The organism is Neorhizobium galegae bv. orientalis str. HAMBI 540 (assembly GCF_000731315.1).
In the GTDB taxonomy this organism is placed as follows: Bacteria; Pseudomonadota; Alphaproteobacteria; order Rhizobiales; family Rhizobiaceae; genus Neorhizobium; species Neorhizobium galegae.
Genome location: NZ_HG938353.1, coordinates 3,645,901 through 3,671,538, shown reverse-complemented (window position 1 = coordinate 3,671,538; position 25,638 = coordinate 3,645,901). Strand labels below are relative to the sequence as shown.

Genomic DNA, 25,638 nt, shown 5'->3' with positions numbered 1-25,638 from the left:
GAGATCATGGCAGGTCGCGGAGACAATTCGAAAGCCAAATCCGGCGGTCCGGTCGATACCGAACCGTTGCGGCGGGCAATTAGCGGCTGCGTGCGCTCGATTGCCGGCAATAACGAAGTCGAGGTCACGTTCGCCAACGAGCGTCCGGGCCTTGCCGGCGAGCGCATCCGCCTGCCGGAAATCTCCAAGCGACCGACGGCACACGAGCTCGCGGTGACCCGCGGGCTCGGCGATTCCATGGCGCTGCGGATCGCCTGCCACGATACCAACGTGCATGCCAGCATGTCGCCGCAGGGCGCCGATGCACGCGTCGTCTTTGATGCCGTCGAGCAGGCGCGCGTCGAGTCGATCGGCGCATTGCGCATGGCCGGCATGGCATCGAACCTCAGTTCGATGCATGCCGAAAAATATTCGAAGGCGAATTTCTCTGGCGTCGAACGGCAGGAAGATGCGCCGATCGGCGAAGCGGTCGCCATGCTGGTGCGCGAGAAGCTCACCGGCATCAAGCCGCCGGCGAGTGCCGGCAAGGTGCTCGATCTCTGGCGCCCGTTCATCGAGGACAAGGCGGCCGGCGATCTCGACAATCTCGGAAATGTGATCGAGGACCAGCAGGCGTTCGCCAAGCTGGTGCGGCACATGCTGACCTCCATGCAGATGGCGGAGGAGTTTGCCGACGACGATACCGATCCGGAGGAGATGGAGAACCCGGACCAGGAAGACCAGCCGCGCAGCAACGAGACCGAGAACGACGAGGTCGAGGAAGAAGCGGGTTCCGACGCTGCGCCTGCCGAGCAGAGCGACGCTTCCGACGAGGAAATGGACGACGGCGAGATGGACGGCGCGGAAATGTCCGACGACGACATGTCGGACGACAGCGACGAACATTCCGAGACGCCCGGAGAGACCCGGCGGCCCAACAGCCCGTTCGACGATTTCAACGAGAAGGTCGACTACAAGATCTTCACCCAGGAATTCGACGAGGAAATCACGGCCGAAGAGCTTTGCGACGAAGCGGAACTCGACCGGCTGCGGGCGTTCCTCGACAAGCAGCTTGCCCATCTTCAGGGCGCCGTCGGCCGGCTTGCCAACCGCCTGCAGCGCCGCCTGATGGCGCAGCAGAACCGCTCCTGGGACTTCGATCTCGAAGAGGGGTATCTCGATCCGGCCCGTCTGGTGCGCCTGATCATCGATCCGATGCAGCCGCTCTCCTTCAAGAAGGAGCGCGATACGCAGTTCCGCGATACGGTCGTCACCCTGGTCATCGACAATTCCGGCTCGATGCGCGGCCGGCCGATTACGGTTGCCGCCACCTGCGCCGACATCCTTGCCCGCACGCTGGAGCGCTGCGGCGTCAAGGTCGAGATTCTCGGCTTCACCACCAAGGCCTGGAAGGGCGGGCAGGCGCGCGAAAAGTGGCTGGCAAGCGGCAAGCCGCCGACGCCCGGCCGCCTCAACGACCTGCGCCATATCGTCTATAAGTCGGCGGATGCGCCATGGCGCCGTTCGCGCCGCAATCTCGGCCTGATGATGCGCGAAGGCCTGCTCAAGGAAAACATCGACGGCGAGGCGCTGATGTGGGCGCATAACCGCCTGATCGCCCGCCGCGAGCAGCGCAAGATCCTGATGATGATCTCGGATGGCGCGCCGGTCGACGATTCGACGCTGTCGGTCAATCCGGGCAATTATCTCGAACGGCATCTGCGCGCGGTGATCGAACAGATCGAGACGCGCTCGCCGGTGGAGCTGCTGGCGATCGGTATCGGCCACGACGTGACGCGCTACTATCGCAAGGCCGTGACGATCGTCGATGCGGACGAGCTTGCCGGGGCGATGACCGAGCAGCTCGCCGAACTGTTTGCGGAAAACGGCAGGCAGCAGGGCCGCATGCGACGGGCCAGCTGAGGTCCGCCGCTTGAAACTTTCCCGCCTCGTCGTCTGGGCCGGCCTTTTTGGCGTCATCGCTTTCCCGGTGGCGCCGGCCACCGAAAATATCTCGGTCAGGGCGCGCGCGATCACCGAATTCAAGCGCGGTTCGGCGGAAACACGCTTTGGATCGCTCGAATTTCTCGGTGGAATCGAATTTTCATCGTCCGATAGCCGGCTGCAGTCGCTGTCGAGCATCCGTTTTCGCGCCGATGGCGAAAGGTTCGTGTCGGTGCTCGATACCGGTTCCTGGCTGACCGGCCGCATCGAGCGGGATGCCAAGGGGCGCCTCGCCAACCTCACCGATCTCGCCATCAATCCGATCCTCATCCGCGGCGGCCGGGTCGGTTCGAAATACACTTCGGACGCCGAGGGCCTGGCGCTGAGGGACGGCCACGCGATCGTCAGCTTCGAGCAACTGCATCGCGTCGATGCCTATCCCGATCCGGGGTTCGAGACCTCCGCTCCCCTGAAGAGCCTCGATCTCCCGATCCCCCGCCACGAGTTCCGGATGAATGCGGGCATGGAGACGGTGGCTATCTCGCCCCAGACCGGTCCGCTCAAGGGATCGCCCATCGTCGTCACCGAGCATAGCCTCGATGACCAGGGGAACCTTTTCGCCGCCATCCTGGAGGGGCCGCTCAAGGGCGTGTTCACAGTGGTGCGGCACGATCCCTTCGACGCGACCGATGGCGCCTTCCTGCCGAACGGCGATTTCCTGCTGCTCGAACGCCGCTTCAGCTTTCTCGGCGGTCTCGGCATGCGCATCCGCCTCATCAAGGGCGACAGCATCCGCCCCGGCGTCGTCGTCGACGGCGAAGTGCTGGTCGATGCCGACATGGGTTATGCCATCGACAACATGGAAGGGCTCGACGTCATCACCGGGCCGGAGGGCAAGCCGCACCTCATCCTGATTTCGGATGATAACGGCAATCTGCTGCAGCGTAACGTGATGCTGGAATTCCGCCTGACGCAATGACGCCAAGCGAAATGTCTGCGCTTGAGTTAGCTGGCCGGAGCGACCTGCGGCATCGGCTTCAGCACGTTCATCAGTGCGCCATAGGGCAGGAGCAGGACGACGCCGACTAGGATCTTGACCACGAGGTCGCCGAGCGCCCAGGAGATCCAGCGCGGGGCTTCTGCGGCAAACGCGCCGAGGATCGGTGCGGATTGGATCGCGAAATTCTCGTTCGGGCCGATGAAGGCGAAGAGCGGGGCGAAGGCCAGCGAGAAGAACAGGATCGTATCGACTACCGTGCCGATCAGCGATGCCGCCAGCGGCGCCTTCCACCAGGTCTTGCGGCGCAGTTCATTGAACACCGAGATGTCGAGAAGCTGGCCGATCAGAAAGGCGGTGCCGGATGCGATCGCGATACGCGGAACGGAAATCCAGAAGGACAGCGCGACGCCGACGACGAAACCGACAAGCACGACACGTCGCGCAATCGAGGGACCGAACTGGCGATTGGTCAGGTCGGTGATCAGGAATGCGACCGGATAGGTGAACGCGCCCCAGGTAAGGAGATCGCCAAGGGCGATGCCCCAGAGCGTTCCCGTGACCGGAAACTGCACTAGGAAATTGGAGGCGCCGACGATGGCCGCCATCAGCAGGGCATAGATGAAAGTATAGCGTGAGCTCAGCATTTTTTTATCCTGGGTGATGCCACCAGTTGGAGTTTTATGAAGGCCAAGAGAAAAGGCCTGGCCGGTATTACCCGTTCAAGCCTTGTTCAAAGCCGAATGATTTGTCGTCAGACCGATCAGGCCGCAGCAGCGACTTCGGCGGTCTTCTTGACGATCTGGCGGCGCAGCAGGCGGGCGCGCATCGACAGTTCGGTCTCGTCGGACTTCAACAGGAAGGCATCGAGGCCGCCACGATGTTCGACGGAGCGCAGAGCGTGCGCCGAAACGCGCAGGCGATAACGCTGGCCGAGAGCGTCGGAGATCAACGTGACCTGGCACAGGTTCGGCAGGAACCGACGGCGGGTCTTGTTGTTGGCGTGGCTTACGTTGTTGCCGGTCTGAACGCCCTTGCCGGTCAGTTCGCACACACGAGACATGGATACACCTTTGTTCTTCTGCAATCGGATGGTACTTCCGGGCAATGCCCGGTGCGCCGATCCAACTGGTCCTGAGTGGAAAGTTGCGGTTCTATAGTCAGTGGGGCTCGTCGCGTCAAGCCAAAACCTTGGCCTAACCCTAAGAGAATCCGCTGCCAGTGCCCTGACGCCGCTATTTTCTTGCCATGATGCACCGTCTATATGTCTCCAGGAAGACGCTTTTCGGCGTCCTCATCGGTCAGGGCAGAATCATGAACCTTCACGGCTGTTTCGTCAGTGCCTTCGTGTTCGTCTTCGGGTTCACGACCGTTCCGCTCGGCTCGGCGGAAATCCGGCATGTTAGCGAATACGATATTTCGCTCGGGATCCTGCCGATCGCCAAGGCGTCATTCGCGAGCGAATTCAACAGCAGCGACTACAAGATCACCGGAACGTTCAAATCGGCCGGAATCGTCAACATCATCAGCCGCATCTCCGCCGAGACCAGCGTCAGCGGGCGCATGCAGGCCGACAAGCTGCAGGCCGAGCGCTACAACCTCGTTTACAGCGCCGGCCGTCGAACGCGTGTCTACGACGTCGAGTACCGTAACGGCAATGTCACCGAGACGACTGTCAAGCCCGAGCCGACCCGCAATCCGGAAACCTGGATTCCCGTGACGGAAAAGGACCTGCACGCTGTTCTCGACCCGTTGAGCGGCCTCATCTTCCCGGGCGACGCCAAGGTCTGCCCCAGTCGGCTGCCGATCTATGACGGTGAGTCGCGCATGGACCTGGTGTTGACACCGAAGGGCACCAGACCGTTTTCGACCGACGGTTTCAAGGGTGAGGCGATCGTCTGTTCGATCCGCTACCTTCCGAGATCGGGCTTCAAGCGCGGGCGCAGCGATATCGAATATTTGCGCAAGACGCCGATGGAAATCTGGTTTGCCAAAGCGCAATCGGTAAATGTATATGCTCCGGTCTACGCCGTCATCCCGACAAGGATGGGGCAGGTTTACGTGACAGCCGTCAAATATGGCGGTTGAATAAGGCGCCCGCCCGGGCGCCCAAGGGGGCAGGGGTGAAAATCCGGGGAACGTTGATCGGTTTTACGGCGATCCTGATGTGGTCGCTGCTGGCCCTGATGACGGCCGCATCCGGAAAAGTGCCGCCTTTCCAGATGAGCGCGATGACGTTCGCGATCGGCAGCCTGCCGGGTATCGTACTTTTTATCGTCAAGCCTGAGCGTATTGCTTTCCTGAAGCAGCCACCGAAAGTGTGGATCACCGGCATCGGCGGCCTGTTCGGTTATCATTTTCTGTATTTCACGGCGCTCCGCAACGCGCCGGCGGTCGAAGCGGGGCTGATCGCCTATCTCTGGCCGCTGTTCATCGTCGTTGGTTCGGCCTTGCTGCCGGGCGAAAGGCTGCGCTGGTATCACGTGGCTGGCGCGGTCGCCGGGCTTTGCGGCACGATCGCCATCGTTTCCCGCAACGGGCTTGCCTTCGACGGCGCCTATCTCACGGGTTACGGGGCGGCCTTTCTCTGCGCCTTCACCTGGTCGGGCTATTCGCTGCTGACGCGGCGCTTCGATCGGGTTTCGACCGATGTCGTTACCGGTTTCTGCCTCGGCACGTCGCTGCTCTCGCTGATCTGCCATCTGGCGCTCGAGACGACCGTCTGGCCCGCCAATAGTGGTGAGTGGACAGCGGTCGTCGGGCTTGGCCTGCTGCCGGTCGGTGCGGCCTTCTATGCCTGGGACTACGGGGTCAAGAACGGCGATATCCAGATCATCGGCGCGGCAAGTTATGCGGCGCCGCTGTTGTCGACGCTGATTCTGGTCGCATCGGGTTTTGCCGAAGCGAACTGGAACGTCCTGTTGGCCTGCCTGCTGATCACCGGAGGGGCGGTGCTGGCGGCTCGGGATATGTTCCGGCCGAAGCCAATTGCGGAAGCCGCGGCCGAATAGGCGTTCCTGAAGGGTCGGGGACGTGGGGGAAGAGATGTATCTGTTGTTATGGGCGCTGCTGGCCGCCTCGATCGCGCTTGCGATCCATTATTTCCGCTGGCTGAAAAGGCCGGCGGGCCATCTTCGCGCGGTGCTGAAGACCTTACCAGTCTTGCTGCTTGTGCTCTACGCCGGTCTTTCCGGCGCGCCGGCGCTGTTCGTCGCAGCGCTGGCGCTCGGTGCACTCGGAGACGCCTGCCTCGCCTACGAGGGAGAGCCAGCTTTCGTCGCCGGGCTCGCGGCCTTCCTCGCTTCGCATATTGCCTATGCGGCGCTGTTCTGGCCGTCGATAGAACCGAGCCTACTCGTCGCCTCCGCCTGGCGTTATACGGCGGCATGGATTTTCGTTGTGCTGACAGGCATGACGTTTTTCATGTTGCGGCGCCCTGCCGGACGGCTTGCCATCCCCGTCACTGCCTATGGGATCGCGATCCTCGCCATGGCGCTTTCGGCGCTGGCGGTGAAGCCGATCCTGCCAGCGGCCGGCGCTGCGCTGTTCGTCATGTCCGACACTGCACTGGCGATCCAGAAGTTCCTGGTGAAGCCGGATGCGCCTGTCATGGCGAGGCTGAAGCCGTTCGTGTGGGGCACTTACTTCGCGGCACAGCTGATTTTTACGTTGGCAGTTGCCGGCCTGCCGTTGTCTTAGCCTGTTGGCTCCCAGCCCGGCGGTGCCATCTCGAAGCTCGAAAACTGAAAGCCTGGTGCGACCGTACAGCCGACCAGCGTGAAGCGGCCAAGCGGTTCCGCTGCCTGCCAGGCGTTCGCCGGGACCACGGCCTGCGGCCGTTCGCCCCTGGCGAGATCGGAGCCGAGCCTCACCTCTTCGACCGTCTCGCCCTCGGAAATCCGCAGTCGCAGCGGATCGCCGGCATAGAAATGCCAGACCTCCGCCGCATCGCGAACCCGATGCCAATGGGAGCGTTCGCCCGCTTCCAGCAGGTAATAGATCGCCGTCGAATGGCCACGTGCACCGCCGTCTTCGTCGCGAAACGTCTCGACATACCAGCCGCCTTCCGGATGCCGCTGCATGCCGAGCGTGGCGATAATCTCTTCCGGCTTCATTCAGAAGTTGTCCTTGCGCTTGCGGATCTCGGCAAACACTTCCTCGTTGGATTTGCTCTCCATCACCAGGTTGCGACGGATGGCCGGGTCGGTGGCGCGCAGGAAAGGATTGGTTTCCTTCTCCAGCCCGATCGTCGTCGGAATGGTGAACCGGCCGGCCGCGCGCTGTGCCTCGATCTCGCTGGCGCGCGCCTGCAGGCGTTCATTGTCCGGATCGACGCTCAATGCGAATTTCGCATTTGAAAGCGTATATTCGTGACCGAAATAGACGGCCGTCTCGTCCGGCAGGACGGCGAGCTTCTGCAGCGAGTGCCACATATCGGCGGCCGGGCGTTCGAACAGCCGGCCGCAGCCGAGCGCAAACAGGGTGTCTGCCGCGAACAGGATCTTGTCGTCCGGGAAATGGTAGCAGATATGGCCGGCGGTGTGGCCCGGCGTCTCGATGACGCAGACGAGATGTTCGCCGAACTGGAATTCGTCGCCATCCGCCATGGTCTTGTCGAGGCCGGGGATCGCCACGGCCTCGTTGAACGGGCCGATGATCTCCAGCCCGAACTTTTCCTTGAGCGCCAGGTTGGCTTCCACGTGGTCGCCGTGGTGATGGGTGGTGAAGATGTGGGTGATCTTCCAGCCGCGCCGGGCCGCCGCGTCCAGGATCGGCTTTTCCTCCGGGGCATCGATCGAGGCCGTCAGGCCGCTTTCCGGATCGTGCACGAGGACGCCGTAATTATCGCTGCGGCATGAAAAAACTTCGAGTTCCAGTGGTCTCATAACATAACCCCATTGCTGAAAGTGTTTTGCGTCACAATGTAGAGACTGGTCCCTTGAAGTCCAACCGCCGTCTGGTACCAAATCACGCATGCACACGGATATCGTCGATCTTCGCGAATTCTATCACTCGCCCCTCGGCCATCTCGCTGAGCAGTCGATCACGTTCGCGCTGTCTTCGCTCTGGGCGAGGCTGCCGGAGGAGCGGCTGGTGGGCCTTGGTTACGCCGTGCCCTATCTCGACCGTTTCCGCGCCGATACAGAACGCACTTTCGCCTTCATGCCGGCAGGGCAGGGGGCGGTGAACTGGCCGGTCAGCGAGCTTTCCTCGACGGCCCTCGTCTTCGACGAGGAACTGCCGCTGCCGGACTCTTCCGTCGATCGTGTGCTGATGGTGCATTCGCTGGAATTTGCCGAAAATCCGCGGGAGACCTTGAAGGAACTCTGGCGGGTGCTGGCGCCCGGCGGGCGGCTGGTCATCGTCGTGCCCAACCGGCGCGGCGTCTGGGCCCGCATGGAGCATACGCCGTTCGGTTCCGGCCGGCCCTATTCGCGCGGGCAGCTCACCTCGCTGCTGCGCGAGACCAATTTCACGCCCGGCGCCAGCGCCGAGGCACTGTTCTTCCCGCCGTCGAAGATCCGCGCGGTGCTGAAGCTGCGCCAGGCCTTCGAGCGCCTGGGGCGCCGCTTCTGGCCGGTGTTTTCGGGGGTGATCGTGGTGGAGGCCCAGAAGCGCCTCTACCAGGGCCTGCCGGTCGCCGCCCGTGCGTCGCGCCGCGTCTTCGTGCCGGTGCTGGCGCCCCAGGGCGTGCCGACGACGCGAACGCGGTGAGGGCCGCCCCTCGTCCGACTGCATTCTCCGGCCCTTCGCTTTGGCTCAGGGCGTTCGTCATTCGAAACGATTCACCAGATCGTTTCGTCGGCTGCGCCGACCATTCCCCACCCCTCGACAAAGGCGATTTTCGGCTTTAATCCCACTGGATCACACCCGCCGTTCAGGCTTTCCAAAAAGGTTGATCCGATGAGCATCGTCACGAGTGAGCCCGTTCCGCGTCCAGGCATCCTGGATATCGCCGCCTATGTGCCCGGCAAGGAACATGCTCCGGGCGTGGCGCGCGTCTTCAAGCTTTCGTCCAACGAGACGCCGCTCGGCGCCAGCCCGAAGGCGATCGACGCTTTCAAGCAGGCGGCGGGCAATCTCGAACTTTATCCCGACGGCCAGGCGATGGCGCTGCGCGAGGCGATCGCCTCGGTGCACGGGCTCAATGTCGCAAACATCATGTGCGGCAACGGTTCCGACGAGCTGCTGGGCCTGCTCTGCCACGTCTATCTCGGCACCGGCGACGAAGCGATCATCACCGAACACGGTTTCCTCGTCTACAAGATCCAGATCATGGGCGCCGGCGCCACTGTGGTCGAGGTGAAGGAGAAGGATCGCACCGTCGATGTCGACGCGATCCTCGCCGCCGTCACCGACAAGACGAAGATGGTGTTCATCGCCAATCCGGGCAATCCGACCGGCACCTATGTTCCGGTCGCCGATATCCGCCGCCTGCATGCCGGGCTGCCGAAGAGCGTCATCCTCGTGCTCGACGCGGCCTACGCGGAATATGTGCGCAAGAACGATTACGAAGCCGGCCTCGAACTGGTGTCGTCCAACAGGAACGTCGTGATGACCCGCACCTTCTCCAAGGTCTACGGGCTTGCGGCGCTGCGCATCGGCTGGATGTACGGCCCGGCCGGCATTCTCGACGCGCTCAACCGTGTGCGCGGCCCGTTCAACATGAACGCCCCGGCGATTGCCGCGGGTGCCGCCGCCATCCGCGACCAGGCTTTCGTCGAAAAGGCAGTCGAGCATAACAATCTCTGGCAGGGCAAGCTCACCCATGCGCTGGAGACGATCGGTCTGAAGGTCACGCCTTCGGTCGCCAATTTCGTGCTCATCCATTTCCCGGATGTCGACGGCAAGCGGGCGCCGGAAGCGGATGCGTTCCTCACCAGCCGCGGTTATATCCTTCGCGCCGTCCGCGGTTACGGTTTTCCGAACGCCCTGCGCATGACGATCGGCTCGGAGGAGGCCAATCGCGGCGTCATCGAAACGCTCGGCGAATTCATGGGCAAAAGCGCATGAGCACGCCGCTTTTCGACCGGATCGCGCTGATCGGCATCGGCCTGATCGGCTCGTCGATCGCCCGTGACGTCAAGGAACTTGGCTTGGCCGGTGAGGTGGTGATTTCCACGCGCAGCGCCGAAACCCTGAAACGCGCCGAAGAGCTGGCGCTCGGCACGCACTATGTTTCCTCAGCCGCCGACGCGGTGAAAGATGCCGATCTCGTCATCGTCTCGGTGCCGGTCGGCGCATCGGAGGCCGTCGCCAGGCAGATCGCCGGTAGCCTGAAGGCTGGCGCCATCGTCACCGATGTCGGTTCCACCAAGGCTTCCGTCATCGCGCAGATGGCGCCGCATATGCCGGAAGGCGTGCATTTCATTCCGGGCCACCCGCTGGCGGGCACCGAAAAATCCGGACCGGATGCCGGCTTCGTCGGCCTGTTCCGGGACCGCTGGTGCATCTTCACGCCGCTGCCGGATACGGACCAGGCGGCCCTCGACACGCTGAAGTCCTTCTGGATGGCGCTCGGCTCGCGCATCGACGAGATGGACCCGCAGCACCATGACAAGGTTCTGGCGATCGTCTCCCACCTGCCGCATATCATTGCCTACAATATTGTCGGCACGGCGGACGATCTCGAGACGGTGACCGACGCAGAAGTCATCAAATATTCCGCCTCCGGCTTCCGCGATTTCACCCGCCTTGCGGCTTCCGATCCCACCATGTGGCGGGATGTCTGCCTGCACAACAAGGATGCGATCCTGGAAATGCTGGCGCGCTTTTCGGAAGATCTTGCCTATCTGCAGCGGGCGATCCGCTGGGGCGAGGGCGACAAGCTGTTCGAGCTCTTCACCCGCACCCGCGCTATCCGCCGCTCGATCGTCCAGGCCGGCCAAGATGTCGACGCTCCGGATTTCGGCCGCCATTCACTCGACGCCAAGAAGTGATATCAGGATGTGACCCCGGTCAGATCGGCGGGATTTCGCCGATCTGGATGAAGCCGCCGGCGAATACCTTGCCGCGGTTGATGGTGAGGTCGAGCGACGCGCTCTTGCCGCGGCCGAGGGCGGACAGCATGTTGGCGGCGGTCTTCAGCGTTGGGGCGATCTGCGGAAACGCCTGGCTCAGGCTGTCGCGCCAGGCATCGATCTGCTCGACCCGGAGTTTCAGCTTGCCCGACAGGTAGCCCTGCTCGTCGAAGGAAAAGGGACCGGAAACGGTGATCAGCTTGCCATCACCGAGATCAGCCGAAACACTGCGCATCTGGCCCTGAGTGCCATAGAGAGCGGTTCCGTTCGGATCGGATCCGTCGATCATGCCGGCGCGACCGGTCAAGGTCAGGTCGAGATTGGCCGTGAATCGCGGCAGAAGCTGCGGCAGGTCCTTCATCACCACATCGGTGTTTTGGAGTGTCAGAGCCGCATCGAGGTCGTTGCCGTTCTGGCGCAGATGGATTTCGGTGTGACCGGCGCTGATATTGAAGGCCTGGCCGGTTGCCGACGATAGGATGTTCGTCTTCGCGTTCTCGATCATCGTCGAAGTGCGTTCCACCCCGCGAAACCGGGTGATCAGGCTCGACTGGAAATTCTCCCAGGTTGTCGAGACCGAAAGTCCGTGGCCGGTGCGGATCTCGATCGGCGAATCGAGTTCCCAGACGATATGGCCGGGATTGTAGACCTGGGCGGCGGACCGCAGGGATCCGAACATTGCGGAAATGCCGTTGGTGCGGTCGTCGACCGATACTTTCGAGCAGAACAGGCCGATCCGGAAGGGATAGCCACGATAGTCCGCGTCGGCGCATTCGGCCGAGATGCCGCGGCTTTCCTGGCTGCCGAGCAGGCTCAGCGTCCGCTCCTTCAGCACTGAGGCGCCATAGAACCAGCCGGCCGTGTAAAGTGCGATCACCAGCACCACACCGGAGGCGAGTAGCCATAATTTTCCGCTGACGCCAGTTCGGCTTGACGCTGCCATGATGTTCTCCAATGGTGCTGGGAAAGTTGGGGCGGGTCGCTTCAATTGGAATGGTGTGGCGCGGGATATGGACGAATTTTGGGTGTTTGGCTACGGGTCTCTGATGTGGAATCCCGGTTTTACGTTTGAGGAAAGACTGCCCGCACGTGCTTTCGGCTTCCGCCGCTCCCTCTGTGTCTGGTCTTACGTGCATCGCGGCACGCCGGATCGTCCGGGCCTTGTCCTCGGTCTCGACCGCGGCGGCTCATGCCGCGGCGTTGCCTTCCGGGTAAGCGGGGAGAATCGGGAGGATGTGCTCGATTATCTGCGCCGCCGCGAACTCGTCACGAATGTCTATCTGGAAAAGATTCTGCCCGTCTCGCTCAGTGATGGGCGGCAGGTGAAGGCGGTCGGCTATGTCGTCGATCGCCACCATGTCCAATATGCCGGCGCGCTGGAGATCGAGCAGGCGGCTGAGATCGTCCGCGTCTCGGTCGGTCAATCGGGTCCTAACGATACTTATGTGTTCAACACGCTGGCGCATCTGAAGGACATGGGCATTCGCGATCATTGGCTGGAAGGCGTCGGCGCGGCGGTGACAGCCCGAGCTCAGGCCGCCGTCTGAGCCTTCAGCTCCGCAAGCCGCTTCACCGCTGACGGCGGCAGCGGCAGGTGCGGATTGGCGGCCACGGTTTCGACCAGCAACCTGTCGCTTTCCCGTTCCAGGGTTTCGACCAGATGGGCGTAAAAAGCATCCGGATCCATGCCCGGTGCGATCGGTGGCAGGATGCGGACCTTGAAATGGCCGGGATATTTGATGAGCTTGCGGCGGCCCCAGAACAGGCCCCAATGGGCGACGATCGGCACGACGGGCACCCCGACGTCGCGATAGATGCGGGCGATGCCGTAGCGGTATTGCGGCTCGGCCCCCGGCGCCCGGCGCGTGCCTTCCGGGTAGATGATGAGCTGGCGGTTGTTGGCCATCTCCTCCTTCGTCCGGTTCATGACGTCGACCATGACCTTGCCGCGGGCGCCGCGGTTGACCGGGATCATCTTCTGCTTGGCGGCGTACCAGCCGAACAGCGGGATCCACATCAGCTCGCGCTTGAGGATATAAACCGGGTCCCGCTGCCAGGGCAGTAGCGCGACAGTATCCCAGGCGGATTGATGCTTGGGGGCAAAGATGCAACCGCCCTCGGGCACGTTTTCCAGCCCCTCGATCTCGAAGGTGGCGCCGACGATTTTTGCCATCAGCCAGTTGCAGGAGGCGGCCCAGGCTTTTGGGATGCGGTAGGCCGCCTTGCGCGGCATCAGGAAATAGATCGGGCTCAGCACGATCATCCGGACGATCAGGTTTGTGTAGAAGGCGATGTTGAAAAGAACCGAACGCACCAGCAGCATGGAAGGCTTCCTCTTGGACAGGCGTTGCCTACACGAGATCGCGCTGCGAAAAAAGCGCCGGGCTGTCATGCGAGGGCAAAAGTATCAGAGCGCGGGCTTTGATGCAGTCTTCGGCGGATCTTCGTTGCGCAATCCGGTGCCGCGCTCGATGCCGAACCAGTCGCGGCAGGTAGCCAGCACGACCTTGCCGTATTCCGAAAGCATGGTGCGCAACACGTCCGGCTCGGCGAACCAGGCTTTTCGGGTGAGATCAGAACTGACCACCGGATAGGCAATGAACTTGGTTACCGGGTCGGCACGCCGCAATTCGTGCAGGCTGCGCAGCATGTGATAGTTGTTGGTGACGACCAGCACGGACTTGTAGCCGTGGTCGTGGATCCAGCGGGTGATCTCGTTGGCATTGCCGATCGTGTCGATCGCATCGTAGCCGATATCGACGCAGCAGGCGAAGAGGTCCGGCGAGGCCTGTGTGACCTTGCGGATCTGGGTCGGGCTGGTGGATGGATGCGCTCCCGAGATCAGCAGGCGCTGGCCGGCTCCATCCCGCAAAAGTCCGAGCGCCTGTTCGATGCGCAGATAGCCACCGGTCAACACGACGATCGCATCGGCCTTGACGCCGTCAGGCGCCTTCAGTGAGGTCACCGCATTTGCAAACCACAAAAACCCGCCAAAAAGCAGCGCCAGCCCGAGTACGCAGGCCATGATGATGCGTCGGGCGGCCCATCGCAGCCGGCTGTTGCGCGAAAACACTCTCCCGAGCCACCGCCGCGGGTGGCGATCCGCTTCATTTTCGGGTGTGGTCGGAGCCGGTGTCATGATTGTCCATAGCCGGAGATTCGTGGCGAGAACAGGGCCAACCTACAGAGGAGTGGCAACCGATTCAAGAAGCTGATAACCCGTCGGAACGCGATGGATCGGATCGGATCAGGTCGATCTCGTCGATGGTGCGCATGACCGTGAACCGGGCGGTGAGCGTCGTCAGCAGCGCGATCACGATCATCGTGGCGAAGATGCCGAGATAACCGCCGACGCCTATCGTGAAGGAACCGAATAGGGCGCTCGCCTGGTCGCTTTCGGGCGTCGCGAGCGAATTCGCCTGCCACATGTTGGCTATGGCGAACATAGCGGCTGCGAGCGCACCGCCGGCGGCGGAACCCTTGATGCTGATCTTCAGGAAATGTTTCTGGAATTCGCCGGCCACGAAAGAGCTTTCGGCGCCGACGAAATGCAGCACCTCGACGATATGGCGATTGCCGGAGAGCGCGCCGCGGGTGGCAAAGATCACTGTCAGGATCATAGCGGTGAAAACGAGGATGAGGACGCCCATGCCGATCAGCACCGTCGTATGGGCCATCGACACCAGGCGATCCACCCAGGTGCGATGATCGTCGAGGAAAGCCTGCGGGATTTCCGTCTTCAGGAGATCGCGCATTCCGGCGAAATCGGGCGGGTTCTGCTCATCTATGGTGATGATGACGAGGCGCGGTATAGGCAGGTCGTCGAAGTTCAATCCGGTACCGAGCCACGGCTCCAGAAGCCTTGCCGTCGCGCTTTCGTCCATAATCGTGCCTTCGCGGGTGCCGACGAAGGTGAGCGCCAGGTCGCGGGCCTTCTTCAAAGCCGCATCCATGTCGAGCCCGTCATCGGGTTTGATCTGGATGGTGATCTCGCGGGAAATCTGGCTCTGCCAGCTCGATGCCGTCGCCCTCACCATGCTCACCGCGCCAAGCGTCAGGCAGGCGAGGAAGGCCATGATGGCGATCACTACCATCAGCGCATTGCCCTGGATGTTGGAGGGCGGCAGGATCGGGGCCGTCGGCCGCACCCGCATCTCGACGCGGCGCGCCTGCTTCTGGCCCGCCGGTTGAGCCTGCCGCTCGCTTTCGGGCTTCGGCGATTGGGCGCTCTTCGTCGCTTTCGGGCGGCTTAGCTCATTCATAGATGTCGAGCCGCCCTTCGGTGAGGATCATCCGCCTTGCATCCACCTGGTCCATCAGCGCCAGATCGTGGGTGGCGATGACGACGGCGGTGCCGAGCCGGTTGAGTTCCAGGAACAGACTGAGGAGCCGGCGCGCCATCGGCGGGTCGACATTGCCGGTCGGTTCGTCGGCGAGCAGGATTTCCGGCTGGTCCATCAGGGCGCGAGCGATCGCGGCACGCTGCTTTTCGCCGCCCGAGAGGACGGCGGGGAGCACGTTGATACGCTCGCCGAGCCCGACCCATTTCAGAAGCTCGATCACGTCGTTGCGGTAGGAGCTTTCCTCCTTGCCGCGCACGCGCAGCGGCAGCGCGACGTTCTCGTAGGTGGTCAGGTGGTCAAGCAGGCGGAAATCCTGGAAGACGATACCGACCCGCCGGCGCAGCATCGGCAGTTCGGCGCGGGGGATCTGCGACAGGTCGCGGCCGAACATGTGGATGATGCCGCGGGTCGGGTGCAGCGACATGAACAGCAGGCGCAACAGGGTGGTCTTCCCAGCGCCCGATGGGCCCGTGAGGAACTGGAACGAGCGCTTGGGGATGTCGAAGGTCATATCCCGCAGGATCTCCGGCCCCATCCCATAGCGCAGACCAACGTTTTCGAAATGAATCAACGGATGACCCAGTCCTCGCTCTTTCGACTCTCTGGTGCCCGTCTATCTCTTAACGACCCGGGTAAACGAACGGTAAATCACGCGCGGAAAAGGGCTAATTTCAGGCCTTATTTGCGAAGCGTTAACCATTTCAATTTACGACTGAGGAGGATTCGATTCAATGCCCGCCATCCCGAACATCGGGGAAAACGGGCCGAAGAGGGCCCCATGAGCACGTTTAGCAGCCATCAGGGCAAGACAGTCATCCAGATGGACATCCTGCCGCCGGAACCTTCCGCGCGCACGACCCGGATAAACCCGCGGCGCGGCGAGGTGGTAGACGCCCAGTTCGTCCCGGTTCGCGAGACCTTCCGCCGAGGGTCGGCCCCGCGCTCGCACAATGACAATCGCACCAAGTGCACGGAAACCGCAGTCACTGCCCCCTCGTTTGCGAAACGGATTCTTGCGGGAACTGAGCGTGGCCTGATGCGTCTTTCCGCCGATTTCTTCTCGGCAGTAGTGGCCATCGTCTTCGTTACCGTTTTCAGCCTCGCGGGTGGCTTCACGTTCCTGTTCGCCGGTTCGGCGACGGCCGGGGCCGGACCGACGCTCGACATCACCCATGTGACGATGACGCCGCAGGATGCCAATGGCATGCGCGTGCTCTTGATCAACGGCATCGTCGAGAACCGCAGCGGCGACAACCGGGCCATGCCGCAGATCCGCGCCGATCTGATGTCGGGCCAGACACTCATTGCGACGACGCTGATCTCGCCGCCGGCCTCGTCCATCGAAGGCCGCCAGAGCCGAGGCTTTTCGGCGCGCGTGCCCCACCCCGGTGGAAAACTGCCCGATCTGCGGCTTTCCTTTGCGGACCGCGGCGCCTAGAGCTTTCTCTTTCCCGGCGGATTGTGGTATCGCGGTTTTTTACGGACACGCAGGAGAACCTCATGCCCGTCGTACGCGGCAAAATCATCGAGCCGCTTTATACCGCCGAACAGATCGCCGAGCGCAACCATGCGATCGCGGCGCAGATCGCCACCGGTCCGACCAAGGACCTGCTGGTCATTGCTATCCTCAAGGGTTCGTTCATCTTCGCCGCCGATCTGTTGCGGGCGCTGCATGACGTGGGTCTTGCGCCGGAAGTCGAGTTCGTCACGCTGTCGAGCTACGGCGCCGGAACCGTTTCGCAAGGGGTGCGGATCGTCAAGGACATCGACAGCGACGTGAAGGATCGCGACGTCTTGTTGATCGACGATATTCTCGAATCCGGCCGTACGCTGAAATTCGCCAAGGAAATGCTCTATGAGCGCGGCGCCCGTAATGTTTCCGTCGCCGTGCTGCTCGACAAACGCGTCAAGCGCCAGGAGGATCTGGAGGCGGATTATGTCGGTTTCGAATGCCCGGACTATTTCGTCGTCGGTTATGGCATGGACGTCGCCTATGCCTTTCGCGAGCTGCCTTTCGTCGGTGTCGTGACCGGAGACGCTTGACCGATTTGCTTGGCTTGGGGAGACGAGGTGTTAACCATGTCGGCCTGCAAAGGGCCGGCGTTTACTCCTCGACAAGAAAACTCTGTTGATTTGCTCCCACATAACAAAACACGGGAGCGATCACCGCAATGGCAAAAATCCTGATTACCGAGGACGAGGACTCGCTTCGCATGTTCGTTGCGCGGGCGCTTCGTCTCGATGGTCATGAAACCCATGAAGCGGGTGACGGCGCGGAAGGTCTGGAAAAGCTGAGCGAGGGTAGCTTCGATCTGCTGCTCTCCGATATCCGCATGCCAGTCATGGACGGGATCGAACTGGTGCATCAGGCTTCGGCCAAGTTCCCCGATCTCAAGATCCTGCTGATGACCGGTTATGCCGAGCAGCGGGAGCGTGCCGACGATCTTGCAGCCAAGGTGATCGACGTGGTGCAGAAGCCGTTCGCGCTTCCCGATATCCGCCGTGCCGTCGCCTCGGCGCTGGCCGCAGCAAGCTCCCGCGCGGCCTGATCGCTCAGCGAATATCCAGAAGCCGTTCCAGGTATTGTCGCTCCGCTTCACCGGAAAGCGCGTTGCCGAGCTTTTCGCGGATCGCTTCGAGGATTTGGCGGGCGCGCTGGACGTCGATTTCATCAGGCACCTTCACCTGATCGCCGAAATCCGGGCCTGACGTGGCACGCGGGCGCCCAAGCGGGTCGCGGCCGTTCTGACCGCCTTGCGAGGTCATGTTCTCGCCCGGGCCGCCGCGATCCTGGCCTTGGCCCTGGCCCTGCTGCTGCATGGCCTGCATCATCTGCTGCATCATGTTCTGGGCGCCTTGGCGAAGTGCGTTGAGCGCGTTGCCCTGGCCTTGCACGGCCTGCTCGCCCTGGCCATCGCCCAGCGCCTTGCCGGCATTGCCCATCTCGTTCTGCGCCTTGCCGAAACCTTCGCCGGGCTGCATGCCGAGGCCTTTCAGCGCCTGCTGCAGCTCTTCCAGCTTCTTGCCAAGGCCTTCCTGCTGGGCGCGGAGGTTCTTCAGCGCTTCACGTAGCTGCTCGGCGGTCATCTGGTCGGTGTTCTGCTGACCCTGCTGACCCTGTTGGCCCTGCTGACCTTGCTGCTGTTGACCCTGCTGCTGCTGTTGTTGGCCTTCCTGTCCGGGCCGTTCGCTCGGGTCGCCGCGCTGCATGCGGTCGCGGAGCGCCTGATCCAGCTTGAAGGTCTGGTCCATCAGACGCTGCTGTTCCTGCATGATTTCGCCGAGCTTGTCGATCTGCTGGCGCATCTGGCCGTTCTGCTGTTGCTGGCCCTGCTGACCCCGCTGCGGCCGGCCGGCCTGCAGGTTGTTCATCATCCGCTGCAATTCGTTGAGCATCTGCTGGGCGGCGTCGCGATTGCCGGACCGGGCGAGGTTTTCGATCTGGTTCATCATGTTCTGCAGGTCGCGCTGGCGGATGACGTTCTGGGACTGCATGTTGTTGGGCGCCTGCGGAGCGTTCTGCATCCGCTGCGCAAGCTCGTTCATGAACTGCTGCATAGCTTCGCGCAGTTCCTGCATCAGCCGAGCGACCTCCTGGTCGGACGCCTTGTTCTGCAGCGCTTCGGCAAGGTTGCGCTGCGCGTCGCGCAGGCGGCGTTCGGCCTGCGACAGGTCACCATCCTCGATGCCGAGCGCGATTTCCCAGAGATATTCGGCCGTTTCCTTCAGCTGTTCCTCGTTGCGGGCGAGCTTCATGCGCTCGAGCGCCGACCTGATCAGCAGGAAATGGCTGAGGTTGGGGATGGTCTCGTCGGGACGGATCGCCAGCGCTTCATTGAGCTCGATGGCGCGGGGCATCTGGCGGGTATCGAGCGCGAAGACCTGGCGCTCTTCGGCGACGGCCGCCGCCAGCGGTTCGGAGAAGCCGCGCGAGGGCAGCACCATTTCATGGGTGGGGCTGCGGCCGGTCTGGCCGGCGCCATCCTTGGCGATCAGGGTGATCTTGACGCGTTTACCGGCGAGCGGATGCTCGATCAGGCTTCGGCTCGTCAGGCTCTTGACCTCGCGGCTGTTCTGCCGCGGCAGGTCAAGCCGGTAGTCCGGCAGCGGATAAAGCGGGGTTGCGCCCGGAGCCGGCTGGCCGACAGGTTCGATCAGAGCATGAGCTTCACGGATGCCGTAATCGTCCTTGCCGGTGTAGCCGATCTCCAGCGCGCCGTTGACGGAACGCTTCGGCTGGCCATCGAAGGCGATTTCCGGCGGCCGGTCCGGGATCACGTCAAAGGCCCAGGTCTGGCCGTTGACGGTCAGGCTGCCGCTTTCGGCGACATTGAGCGCGTAGGTGCGGGGCGGCCGCTGCTGGTTGGGCTGCTGGGGTGCGGCCGGTTGAGTCGATGTCTGTGGGGCCGGTGCCTGCTGGGCTGTCTGCTGCCCCTGCTGTCCGGGGGCCTGCTTTTGCTGCTGCGCCGCGTCCTCGGCTGCCTTCTTGGCTTCCTCGGTGATCAGCGTCGATGGTTGCCCTCCGGCTTTCGGGGCGAAGACGACTGCCTCGCCGCCTTCGCCGCCGGTGACGCGCACCGTCAGGGCCGAATTCTGCGGGATGGAGACGGCGGCCACGGTCGTGGTCGCCTCGCGGCCGGTCAGGAAGACCGGCGCACGGCCGGTATAGGAGGGCGGCGTCAGCCAGGCGTCGATGCGCAGGTCCGGATTGATGCTCGGCGCCGGTGGTGCGGGCCGGAAGGCATCGGCGGGAGAACCGCCGCCGTTCGAGAAGGAATAACCGAGCGCGACGACGAAGACGAGAGCAGGAATGGCGCGGAGCGCAAACCGGTCGTGCCGGGCGATATCGGGCTGCGGCAGGCCGGCGTCGAGCGCTGCAATGCGCTCGGCCATGCGGATCTGATGTTCTTTCCACAGGGCACGGGAGAAGGGCGTTTCGAAAGCCGGTTGGTCGTCCTGCACGCCGACTGGCTGGTGGGGCAGGTTGTTGCGGACTTCCAGAAGCCGGTCGGCATCAGCCACCGCCGGCCAACGCAGGCGGCTTAACGGCAGCAGAGCATACACGAAGGCAAAGGCGAAGCCGCCGACCAGGACCCAGCGCACCCAGTCCGGCGCGATCCGGAAAATCCCGAACCAGGCCACCGACAGGAAAAGCGCCGCAATCCCGAGGGGCGCGAGCAGCAGCGGCAAAATCCGTTCGAAAAACAACACGATCCGTGCGAAGGACCGTTTCAGTGCGACGCGACGCGCAAGCACGGGATGCAATTCGAAGGCACCTTTGCGGATGAAGCTCATGCGATCCGTCTCCAGTCGTGGCGGCGCAAATCAAGCTTCCAAGATAACGATGTTTGTGGCGAAGACGAGGGCAGGGGGCGATCCGCCCCCATATTTTCCGGGCTTTCCCGTAAAAGTGAACGGCGCGTTAAATGTTCAGTCAAGCCATGCCGGCACGGAATCGAGGCCGATGAGCTCTTCGTAGCTGCCGCGCGGACGCACCACATGGAACTCCGATCCCTTCACCAGAACCTCCGGCACCAGCAGGCGGCTGTTATAGGTGCTTGCCTGCACGGCGCCGTAAGCGCCGGCCGACGAGATTGCGATCAGATCGCCGGGCCTGGGTTCGGCCATCTCGCGGTCGAGCGCCAGATAGTCGCCGGTTTCGCAGACCGGGCCGACCACGTCGCCCTTGATGCGCGACGCATCGGCGGCCGGCACGACCACCGGACGGATCTCGTGATAGGCGTCGTAGAGCGTCGGACGGATCAGGTCGTTCATCGCGCCGTCGACGACCACGAAGGACTTTTCGCCACCGTCCTTCACGTAGATGACCTCGGTCACCAGAATGCCGGCATTGCCGACGATCAGCCGGCCGGGCTCGGTGACGATCTTGCAGTTCAGCGACCGCAGCTGGCGCTTCACCGTCTCCGCATAGGCATCGGGCAGCGGCGGGGGATTGTTGTCCTGACGGTAGGGAATGCCGAGACCGCCGCCGATATCGACGTGGTCTATGCGATGGCCGTCGGTGCGCAGCGTTTCGACCAGTTCGCGCAGCAACCGGAAGGCGTGCTCGAACGGCTGCAATTCGGTGATCTGGCTGCCGATATGCATGTCGATGCCCTTGACGTCGATGCCATCGAGCGTCGCGGCATGAGCGTAAACGGCGCGGGCGCGCTCATAGGCGATGCCGAACTTGTTTTCCTTCTTGCCGGTGGAGATCTTGGCATGCGTGCCCGCATCGACATCCGGGTTGATGCGGAAGGAGACATGCGCTTTTCGGCCGGCTTTCCGGGCGCGCAGGTTGAGGACTTCCAGTTCCGGCTCGGATTCGACGTTGAAACAGTAGATGCCGGCTTGCAGCGCCAAATCCATTTCCTGCACCGTCTTGCCGACGCCGGAAAACATGATGCGGTTTGCCGGAATGCCGGCGGCCAGCGCGCGACGCAGCTCTCCGCCGGAGACGACATCGACGCCGGCGCCGAGCCGGCCGAGCGTCTTCAGCACCGCCTGGTTGGAATTCGCCTTCATGGCATAACAGACCATCGCGTCCACATCGGAGAACGCCTTGGCGAAAACCTTGTAGTGACGTTCCAGGGTGGCCGTCGAATAGACGTAAAAGGGGGTCCCGACCGCCTTGGCGATTTCCGGGATCGGCACGTTCTCGGCGTGCAGCACGCCGTCGATGTAATGAAAATGATTCACGGTAAAACTCGGAAATTACAGGAGCGGGTCGAGCAGGAAAGGCCGGTTGGCAACCGGCTCGGCTTTCTGTTCACCCGGCTTGCCACTCTTGCGGATGTTCTGCTGCTCTACCGGCGTGCTCGGGCGGTCGAGGCTGCCCTTACGGCCGCAGCCGACGACAACGATGCCGGCGAGGCTCAGCACAAAGGCGATGCGGGCGATTTTTACCAGGGACTTCGACATTCTATTCCTTCTCCGGCACGGCTGCGGAACTTTCATAGCGAAGTTCCGCGCCCTTGTGCAGTCACTATCCGGCATCACTTCTCAGCGTTCGTCCTGCCGACATCAATTCCGGGCGCGCCACCAGGCGATCTGCTTCCGGACTTCCGCCGGCGCGGTGCCGCCGAAGCTGGTGCGGCTGGCGACTGAGGCGTCGACGGAAAGGACGTTGAAGACCTTGTCGGTGATCGCCGGATTGATCGACTGCAGTTCTTCGAGCGACAGTTCGGAAAGGTCGCAGCCCTTGCTTTCTGCAAGCGCCACGACGCGGCCGGTCACGTGATGGGCGTCGCGGAAAGGGAGGCCGACTTCACGCACCAGCCAATCGGCAAGATCCGTCGCAGTCGAATATCCAGCGCCGGCGGCGGCACGCATTTTGTCGGCACGGATCGTCATGTCGCGCATCATGCCGGTCATCGCGGCGATCGCCAGTTCCAGGTTCTCGGCGCAATCGAAGACCTGTTCCTTGTCTTCCTGCATGTCCTTGGAATAGGCGAGCGGCAGGCCCTTCATGACGGTCAGCAGCGCTACCAGCGAGCCGTTGATGCGGCCGGTCTTTGCGCGCACCAGTTCGGCGGCATCCGGGTTCTTCTTTTGGGGCATGATCGAGGAGCCGGTCGAGAATGCATCCGACAGGCGCACGAAGCCGAATTGCGGCGTCGACCAGATGACGATCTCTTCGGCCAGCCGCGACAGGTGCACGGCGCAGATCGCTGCGACGGACAGGAATTCCAGCGCGAAGTCGCGGTCGGAAACGGTGTCGATCGAGTTGCGGGTCGGTTCGCGGAAGCCGAGCGCCTTGGCCGTCATGTGGCGGTCGATCGGGTAGGGCGTGCCGGCCAGCGCTGCGGCGCCGATCGGGCTTTCGTCGAGATGGTCGATCGCGTGGCGCACACGGGCGCGGTCTCGGCCGAACATTTCCACATAGGCCATGCAGTGATGGCCGAAGGTGACCGGCTGGGCAGTCTGCAGATGGGTGAAGCCCGGCATGACCGTATCGGCGTGTTCCTCGGCGCGGTCTAGGAAGGCGGCGATCAGGCGGGTCAGCATCGCTTCCGTCTTGACGAGCTCTTCCTTGACCCAGAGGCGGAAATCGAGCGCCACCTGGTCGTTGCGGGAGCGGGCGGTGTGCAGGCGTCCGGCGGCGGGGCCGATCAACACTGCCAGCCGCGCCTCGATGTTCATGTGGATGTCTTCGAGCTTGCGCGAAAATTCGAACTTGCCGGTTTCGATCTCTGACATGATCGTGTTCAGGCCGGAGACGATCTTGTCTTTATCTTCGCCCGAAATAATGCCCTTTTCCGCGAGCATCGTCGCATGCGCTATTGAGCCGCGGATATCCTGGGCGAACAGCTTCTTGTCGAAACCGATCGAGGCATTTATCTCCTCCATGATCGCATCCGGCCCTGAAGCGAAGCGTCCGCCCCACATCTGGTTGGAGGATACTGCGTCCTTCGTGCCTTCAGCCATGATGCCTAGTCCTGGAGTAATTGATGACGACCAAAAGACCTTTCGGCCTTCCGTCCGCCAGATTGATCGTGATTGCCGCCGTTGCGGGAATACTTGCCGGTGCCGTGGCGGTATACGTGACGAATGTGGGGTCTGGCAATGGCGAGACCGGGCTCTCCGCCCAATCCTCCGGCGCCTGCGAGGGTGCAGTCGAGAAGGTGAAGTCGGTTTCGCAATTCTCCAAGGGCCAGGTCGCTGCCATGGTCGCCGCCCAACCGCCTCGGCCGCTCGATCTCACCTTCAAGGGGCCGGACGGCCGGGACCTCAAGACCGCCGATTTCGCAGGCAAGACCGTGCTGCTCAATCTCTGGGCAACCTGGTGCGGCCCGTGCCGGGAAGAGATGCCGGCGCTGAATGCGCTGCAGAAGGGCATGGGGGCTAAGGACTTCGAGGTCGTGGCGGTCAATATCGATACCGGCAGCGACGAGAAGCCCAAGGCTTTCTTCGCCGAATACGGCGTCGATACGCTCGGTTATTACCGCGACAGTTCAATGGGCGTCTTCAACTCGCTGAAGAAGGAAGGCCTCGCCTTCGGCCTGCCGGTAACCTTGGTGATGGACAAGAAAGGCTGCCTGATCTCGGCGATGAACGGTCCGGCAGCCTGGGACAGCCCGGATGCCAAGGCGCTGATCACGGCGGCGAAGGGGCCTTAGCCCGCAATTTTCCAATTGAAGTAACGTAAATCTCTACTCTATGCTGCTTTTGGTTGTGATGGCCAAGCAGACGCGCCCCTGTCAGGCGCATCGGAGGAGATGGGCTCCTCCGACCCGGCGAAGGCCTCGCCATCCAACTGGAGAGTGAACTATGTGGCTCATGCCATTTAGCATCACGTTCACCATAAGGAAAACCCGCACGAGCTGGCAGGCGTGCGGGTGTTATTCCGGAGGTGATCTACGAGAGGCGGGCGCAAGCTCGCCTCTTACTCCTCAATATAGTTTAGAACGACATGACTGACAAGCTTAGGTGGCGGTTTAACTTACCGCGTCGGAACCGGCACTTCGCCGCGATAATCGTAGAATCCGCGGCCGGATTTGCGGCCGAGCCAGCCGGCTTCGACATACTTTACCAGAAGCGGGCAGGGGCGGTATTTGCTGTCGGCCAGGCCGTCGTGCAGGACCTGCATGATCGACAGGCAAGTGTCGAGGCCGATGAAATCGGCGAGCTGTAGTGGCCCCATCGGATGGTTGGCGCCGAGCCTCATGGCAGTGTCGATCGCCTCGACCGAGCCGACGCCTTCGTAAAGCGTGTAGATCGCCTCGTTGATCATCGGCAGCAGGATGCGGTTGACGATGAAGGCCGGAAAATCCTCGGCGACGGTCGCAGTCTTTTCAAGCGCGACGACGTAGTCCTTGGCAGCCCGGAAGGTCGGCTCGTCGGTCGCGATTCCGCGCACCAGTTCCACGAGCTTCATCACCGGCACCGGGTTCATGAAATGTATACCCATGAAGCGCTCCGGACGGTCGGTGGCGGAAGCGAGGCGGGTAATGGAAAGCGACGAGGTGTTAGTGGCGAGCAGCGCTTCGGGTTTAAGGACCGGACAGACCTGCGCGTAGATCTTGCGCTTGACGCTCTCGTCTTCCGTCGCGGCCTCGATCACCAAATCCATCGGCGCGAGATCGTTGAGGTCGGAAGAGCCGGAAATCAGGGCAAGGGCCGCCTTGCGCTCGTCATCGCCGAGTTTGCCGTTGGAGACCTGGCGGGCGAGATTGCCGTTGATGGTTGCGAGCGCTGCTTCGATCCGGTCCTTGGACACGTCGTACATCTGCACCTTGTATCCGGCGAGAGCCGAAACATGTGCAATACCGCAGCCCATCTGGCCTGCTCCGATGATGCCGATGCTTTTTATGACCAAACCCATGGTTTCGCTCCCTGGGCGTTTACGCCATCT

General features: G+C 62.6%; 27 protein-coding genes. 13 read left to right on the top strand and 14 right to left on the bottom strand.

Annotated features, from left to right (window positions below; genetic code table 11):
• The first annotated feature begins 6 nt into the window (after nucleotides 1–6).
• Entirely contained in the window at nucleotides 7–1,902 is a 1,896-nt protein-coding gene (cobT, locus tag RG540_RS17875) for a cobaltochelatase subunit CobT (protein WP_038590690.1), read from the top strand.
• A 10-nt stretch (nucleotides 1,903–1,912) separates the two neighbouring features.
• Nucleotides 1,913–2,902 (top strand): esterase-like activity of phytase family protein, encoded by a 990-nt coding sequence (locus RG540_RS17870; protein WP_038590686.1) that lies wholly within the window; start codon nucleotides 1,913–1,915, stop codon nucleotides 2,900–2,902.
• 26 nt (nucleotides 2,903–2,928) lie between these two features.
• Here the strand turns inward: RG540_RS17870 and RG540_RS17865 are convergent, their stop codons facing one another.
• Both RG540_RS17865 and rpmB read right to left on the bottom strand, forming a co-directional pair.
• Nucleotides 2,929–3,567 carry a queuosine precursor transporter gene (locus tag RG540_RS17865; protein WP_038590682.1) on the bottom strand — a complete coding sequence of 213 codons (639 nt, stop codon included), beginning with the start codon at nucleotides 3,565–3,567 and terminating at the stop codon, nucleotides 2,929–2,931.
• A gap of 116 nt (nucleotides 3,568–3,683) precedes the next feature.
• Nucleotides 3,684–3,983, bottom strand: coding sequence for a 50S ribosomal protein L28 (gene rpmB / locus RG540_RS17860; protein WP_037081685.1), 300 nt, complete (start codon nucleotides 3,981–3,983; stop codon nucleotides 3,684–3,686).
• A gap of 251 nt (nucleotides 3,984–4,234) precedes the next feature.
• Here rpmB and RG540_RS17855 point away from each other — a divergent pair, with 251 nt between their 5' ends.
• Genes RG540_RS17855 through RG540_RS17845 form a run of 3 tightly spaced genes read left to right on the top strand, consistent with a single transcriptional unit; the run spans nucleotide 4,235 to nucleotide 6,619 of the window.
• Nucleotides 4,235–5,008: a DUF3108 domain-containing protein gene (locus tag RG540_RS17855; RefSeq protein ID WP_046600842.1), complete on the top strand. Its 774-nt coding sequence runs from the start codon at nucleotides 4,235–4,237 to the stop codon at nucleotides 5,006–5,008.
• A 35-nt stretch (nucleotides 5,009–5,043) separates the two neighbouring features.
• Nucleotides 5,044–5,931, top strand: a complete 888-nt coding sequence (yddG, locus tag RG540_RS17850) for an aromatic amino acid exporter YddG (RefSeq protein ID WP_038590678.1) — start codon at nucleotides 5,044–5,046, stop codon at nucleotides 5,929–5,931.
• Nucleotides 5,932–5,965: 34 nt separating this feature from the next.
• Nucleotides 5,966–6,619 (top strand): lysoplasmalogenase, encoded by a 654-nt coding sequence (locus RG540_RS17845; RefSeq protein WP_038590675.1) that lies wholly within the window; start codon nucleotides 5,966–5,968, stop codon nucleotides 6,617–6,619.
• Here the strand turns inward: RG540_RS17845 and RG540_RS17840 are convergent.
• A complete protein-coding gene (locus tag RG540_RS17840; RefSeq protein WP_038590672.1) occupies nucleotides 6,616–7,035 on the bottom strand; it encodes a cupin domain-containing protein in 420 nt (139 codons plus the stop codon). The two genes, RG540_RS17845 and RG540_RS17840, sit on opposite strands and share 4 nt — an antisense overlap.
• Complete coding sequence (gloB, locus tag RG540_RS17835) at nucleotides 7,036–7,806, bottom strand: hydroxyacylglutathione hydrolase (RefSeq protein WP_038590669.1); 771 nt, start codon at nucleotides 7,804–7,806, stop codon at nucleotides 7,036–7,038. It abuts the gene before it with no gap.
• Between the two features lie 88 nt (nucleotides 7,807–7,894).
• On the opposite strand from gloB, the gene RG540_RS17830 reads away from it, so the two are divergent.
• The 3 genes from RG540_RS17830 to RG540_RS17820 all read left to right on the top strand — a co-directional run bounded on the left by RG540_RS17830 (nucleotide 7,895) and on the right by RG540_RS17820 (nucleotide 10,860).
• Nucleotides 7,895–8,635, top strand: coding sequence for a class I SAM-dependent methyltransferase (locus RG540_RS17830; RefSeq protein WP_038546354.1), 741 nt, complete (start codon nucleotides 7,895–7,897; stop codon nucleotides 8,633–8,635).
• Between the two features lie 189 nt (nucleotides 8,636–8,824).
• Nucleotides 8,825–9,934: a histidinol-phosphate transaminase gene (hisC, locus tag RG540_RS17825; protein ID WP_038590666.1), complete on the top strand. Its 1,110-nt coding sequence runs from the start codon at nucleotides 8,825–8,827 to the stop codon at nucleotides 9,932–9,934.
• Complete coding sequence (locus RG540_RS17820; protein ID WP_038590664.1) at nucleotides 9,931–10,860, top strand: prephenate/arogenate dehydrogenase family protein; 930 nt, start codon at nucleotides 9,931–9,933, stop codon at nucleotides 10,858–10,860. The genes hisC and RG540_RS17820 overlap by 4 nt, the downstream gene beginning before the upstream one ends.
• Before the next feature lie 19 nt (nucleotides 10,861–10,879).
• Here RG540_RS17820 and RG540_RS17815 read toward each other — a convergent pair whose 3' ends face one another.
• The gene (locus RG540_RS17815; RefSeq protein ID WP_038590662.1) at nucleotides 10,880–11,884 is read right to left on the bottom strand and encodes a DUF2125 domain-containing protein; all 1,005 of its coding nucleotides are present in this window, start codon (nucleotides 11,882–11,884) and stop codon (nucleotides 10,880–10,882) included.
• Between the two features lies 1 nt (nucleotide 11,885).
• Here RG540_RS17815 and RG540_RS17810 point away from each other — a divergent pair, with 1 nt between their 5' ends.
• Nucleotides 11,886–12,488: a gamma-glutamylcyclotransferase gene (locus RG540_RS17810; protein WP_080725037.1), complete on the top strand. Its 603-nt coding sequence runs from the start codon at nucleotides 11,886–11,888 to the stop codon at nucleotides 12,486–12,488.
• Here the strand turns inward: RG540_RS17810 and RG540_RS17805 are convergent.
• The 4 genes from RG540_RS17805 to ftsE all read right to left on the bottom strand — a co-directional run bounded on the left by RG540_RS17805 (nucleotide 12,473) and on the right by ftsE (nucleotide 15,855).
• Complete coding sequence (locus RG540_RS17805) at nucleotides 12,473–13,264, bottom strand: lysophospholipid acyltransferase family protein (protein ID WP_038590658.1); 792 nt, start codon at nucleotides 13,262–13,264, stop codon at nucleotides 12,473–12,475. The two genes, RG540_RS17810 and RG540_RS17805, sit on opposite strands and share 16 nt — an antisense overlap.
• Nucleotides 13,265–13,348: 84 nt before the next feature.
• Entirely contained in the window at nucleotides 13,349–14,080 is a 732-nt protein-coding gene (locus tag RG540_RS17800) for a YdcF family protein (RefSeq protein WP_038590656.1), read from the bottom strand.
• Nucleotides 14,081–14,144: 64 nt separating this feature from the next.
• A complete protein-coding gene (locus RG540_RS17795; RefSeq protein WP_038590654.1) occupies nucleotides 14,145–15,203 on the bottom strand; it encodes a cell division protein FtsX in 1,059 nt (352 codons plus the stop codon).
• Nucleotides 15,196–15,855, bottom strand: a complete 660-nt coding sequence (gene ftsE, locus RG540_RS17790; protein WP_038590651.1) for a cell division ATP-binding protein FtsE — start codon at nucleotides 15,853–15,855, stop codon at nucleotides 15,196–15,198. Before ftsE ends, RG540_RS17795 begins: the two co-directional genes overlap by 8 nt.
• Before the next feature lie 207 nt (nucleotides 15,856–16,062).
• Between ftsE and RG540_RS17785 the strand changes: the two genes are divergently transcribed.
• The 3 genes from RG540_RS17785 to RG540_RS17775 all read left to right on the top strand — a co-directional run bounded on the left by RG540_RS17785 (nucleotide 16,063) and on the right by RG540_RS17775 (nucleotide 17,833).
• Nucleotides 16,063–16,722, top strand: a complete 660-nt coding sequence (locus RG540_RS17785; protein WP_038590649.1) for a hypothetical protein — start codon at nucleotides 16,063–16,065, stop codon at nucleotides 16,720–16,722.
• A 62-nt stretch (nucleotides 16,723–16,784) separates the two neighbouring features.
• Complete coding sequence (gene hpt, locus RG540_RS17780) at nucleotides 16,785–17,327, top strand: hypoxanthine phosphoribosyltransferase (protein WP_038546323.1); 543 nt, start codon at nucleotides 16,785–16,787, stop codon at nucleotides 17,325–17,327.
• A gap of 128 nt (nucleotides 17,328–17,455) precedes the next feature.
• A complete protein-coding gene (locus RG540_RS17775; protein ID WP_038590646.1) occupies nucleotides 17,456–17,833 on the top strand; it encodes a response regulator in 378 nt (125 codons plus the stop codon).
• A gap of 4 nt (nucleotides 17,834–17,837) precedes the next feature.
• On the opposite strand, the gene RG540_RS17770 is transcribed toward RG540_RS17775, so the two are convergent.
• The 4 genes from RG540_RS17770 to argH form a co-directional block, all read right to left on the bottom strand.
• On the bottom strand, nucleotides 17,838–20,579 hold the full coding sequence (locus tag RG540_RS17770; RefSeq protein WP_038590643.1) for a TIGR02302 family protein: 2,742 nt from the start codon (nucleotides 20,577–20,579) through the stop codon (nucleotides 17,838–17,840).
• 135 nt (nucleotides 20,580–20,714) lie between these two features.
• On the bottom strand, nucleotides 20,715–21,983 hold the full coding sequence (gene lysA, locus RG540_RS17765) for a diaminopimelate decarboxylase (protein ID WP_038590640.1): 1,269 nt from the start codon (nucleotides 21,981–21,983) through the stop codon (nucleotides 20,715–20,717).
• A gap of 15 nt (nucleotides 21,984–21,998) precedes the next feature.
• The gene (gene lptM / locus RG540_RS17760; protein ID WP_038590638.1) at nucleotides 21,999–22,205 is read right to left on the bottom strand and encodes an LPS translocon maturation chaperone LptM; all 207 of its coding nucleotides are present in this window, start codon (nucleotides 22,203–22,205) and stop codon (nucleotides 21,999–22,001) included.
• Nucleotides 22,206–22,307: 102 nt separating this feature from the next.
• Nucleotides 22,308–23,711, bottom strand: a complete 1,404-nt coding sequence (gene argH, locus RG540_RS17755; protein ID WP_038590634.1) for an argininosuccinate lyase — start codon at nucleotides 23,709–23,711, stop codon at nucleotides 22,308–22,310.
• Between the two features lie 23 nt (nucleotides 23,712–23,734).
• Between argH and tlpA the strand changes: the two genes are divergently transcribed.
• A complete protein-coding gene (tlpA, locus tag RG540_RS17750) occupies nucleotides 23,735–24,403 on the top strand; it encodes a thiol:disulfide interchange protein TlpA (protein WP_038590631.1) in 669 nt (222 codons plus the stop codon).
• Between the two features lie 323 nt (nucleotides 24,404–24,726).
• On the opposite strand, the gene RG540_RS17745 is transcribed toward tlpA, so the two are convergent.
• Nucleotides 24,727–25,608 carry a 3-hydroxybutyryl-CoA dehydrogenase gene (locus RG540_RS17745; protein WP_038590629.1) on the bottom strand — a complete coding sequence of 294 codons (882 nt, stop codon included), beginning with the start codon at nucleotides 25,606–25,608 and terminating at the stop codon, nucleotides 24,727–24,729.
• Nucleotides 25,609–25,638: the final 30 nt, after the last annotated feature.

Bases quoted from the DNA above. Each gene is read 5' to 3' on its own strand.
- lptM (WP_038590638.1), bottom strand. From the start codon at position 22,205: ATGTCGAAGTCCCTGGTAAAAATCGCCCGCATCGCCTTTGTGCTGAGC.
- cobT (WP_038590690.1), top strand. From the start codon at position 7: ATGGCAGGTCGCGGAGACAATTCGAAAGCCAAATCCGGCGGTCCGGTC.
- RG540_RS17800 (WP_038590656.1), bottom strand. From the start codon at position 14,080: ATGACACCGGCTCCGACCACACCCGAAAATGAAGCGGATCGCCACCCG.
- RG540_RS17745 (WP_038590629.1), bottom strand. From the start codon at position 25,608: ATGGGTTTGGTCATAAAAAGCATCGGCATCATCGGAGCAGGCCAGATG.
- RG540_RS17845 (WP_038590675.1), top strand. From the start codon at position 5,966: ATGTATCTGTTGTTATGGGCGCTGCTGGCCGCCTCGATCGCGCTTGCG.
- rpmB (WP_037081685.1), bottom strand. From the start codon at position 3,983: ATGTCTCGTGTGTGCGAACTGACCGGCAAGGGCGTTCAGACCGGCAAC.
- RG540_RS17770 (WP_038590643.1), bottom strand. From the start codon at position 20,579: ATGAGCTTCATCCGCAAAGGTGCCTTCGAATTGCATCCCGTGCTTGCG.
- RG540_RS17775 (WP_038590646.1), top strand. From the start codon at position 17,456: ATGGCAAAAATCCTGATTACCGAGGACGAGGACTCGCTTCGCATGTTC.
- RG540_RS17830 (WP_038546354.1), top strand. From the start codon at position 7,895: ATGCACACGGATATCGTCGATCTTCGCGAATTCTATCACTCGCCCCTC.
- gloB (WP_038590669.1), bottom strand. From the start codon at position 7,806: ATGAGACCACTGGAACTCGAAGTTTTTTCATGCCGCAGCGATAATTAC.
- RG540_RS17810 (WP_080725037.1), top strand. From the start codon at position 11,886: ATGTTCTCCAATGGTGCTGGGAAAGTTGGGGCGGGTCGCTTCAATTGG.
- tlpA (WP_038590631.1), top strand. From the start codon at position 23,735: ATGACGACCAAAAGACCTTTCGGCCTTCCGTCCGCCAGATTGATCGTG.
- hpt (WP_038546323.1), top strand. From the start codon at position 16,785: ATGCCCGTCGTACGCGGCAAAATCATCGAGCCGCTTTATACCGCCGAA.
- RG540_RS17855 (WP_046600842.1), top strand. From the start codon at position 4,235: ATGAACCTTCACGGCTGTTTCGTCAGTGCCTTCGTGTTCGTCTTCGGG.
- hisC (WP_038590666.1), top strand. From the start codon at position 8,825: ATGAGCATCGTCACGAGTGAGCCCGTTCCGCGTCCAGGCATCCTGGAT.
- RG540_RS17785 (WP_038590649.1), top strand. From the start codon at position 16,063: ATGAGCACGTTTAGCAGCCATCAGGGCAAGACAGTCATCCAGATGGAC.
- RG540_RS17795 (WP_038590654.1), bottom strand. From the start codon at position 15,203: ATGAATGAGCTAAGCCGCCCGAAAGCGACGAAGAGCGCCCAATCGCCG.
- RG540_RS17820 (WP_038590664.1), top strand. From the start codon at position 9,931: ATGAGCACGCCGCTTTTCGACCGGATCGCGCTGATCGGCATCGGCCTG.
- RG540_RS17840 (WP_038590672.1), bottom strand. From the start codon at position 7,035: ATGAAGCCGGAAGAGATTATCGCCACGCTCGGCATGCAGCGGCATCCG.
- RG540_RS17815 (WP_038590662.1), bottom strand. From the start codon at position 11,884: ATGGCAGCGTCAAGCCGAACTGGCGTCAGCGGAAAATTATGGCTACTC.
- RG540_RS17865 (WP_038590682.1), bottom strand. From the start codon at position 3,567: ATGCTGAGCTCACGCTATACTTTCATCTATGCCCTGCTGATGGCGGCC.
- RG540_RS17805 (WP_038590658.1), bottom strand. From the start codon at position 13,264: ATGCTGCTGGTGCGTTCGGTTCTTTTCAACATCGCCTTCTACACAAAC.
- argH (WP_038590634.1), bottom strand. From the start codon at position 23,711: ATGGCTGAAGGCACGAAGGACGCAGTATCCTCCAACCAGATGTGGGGC.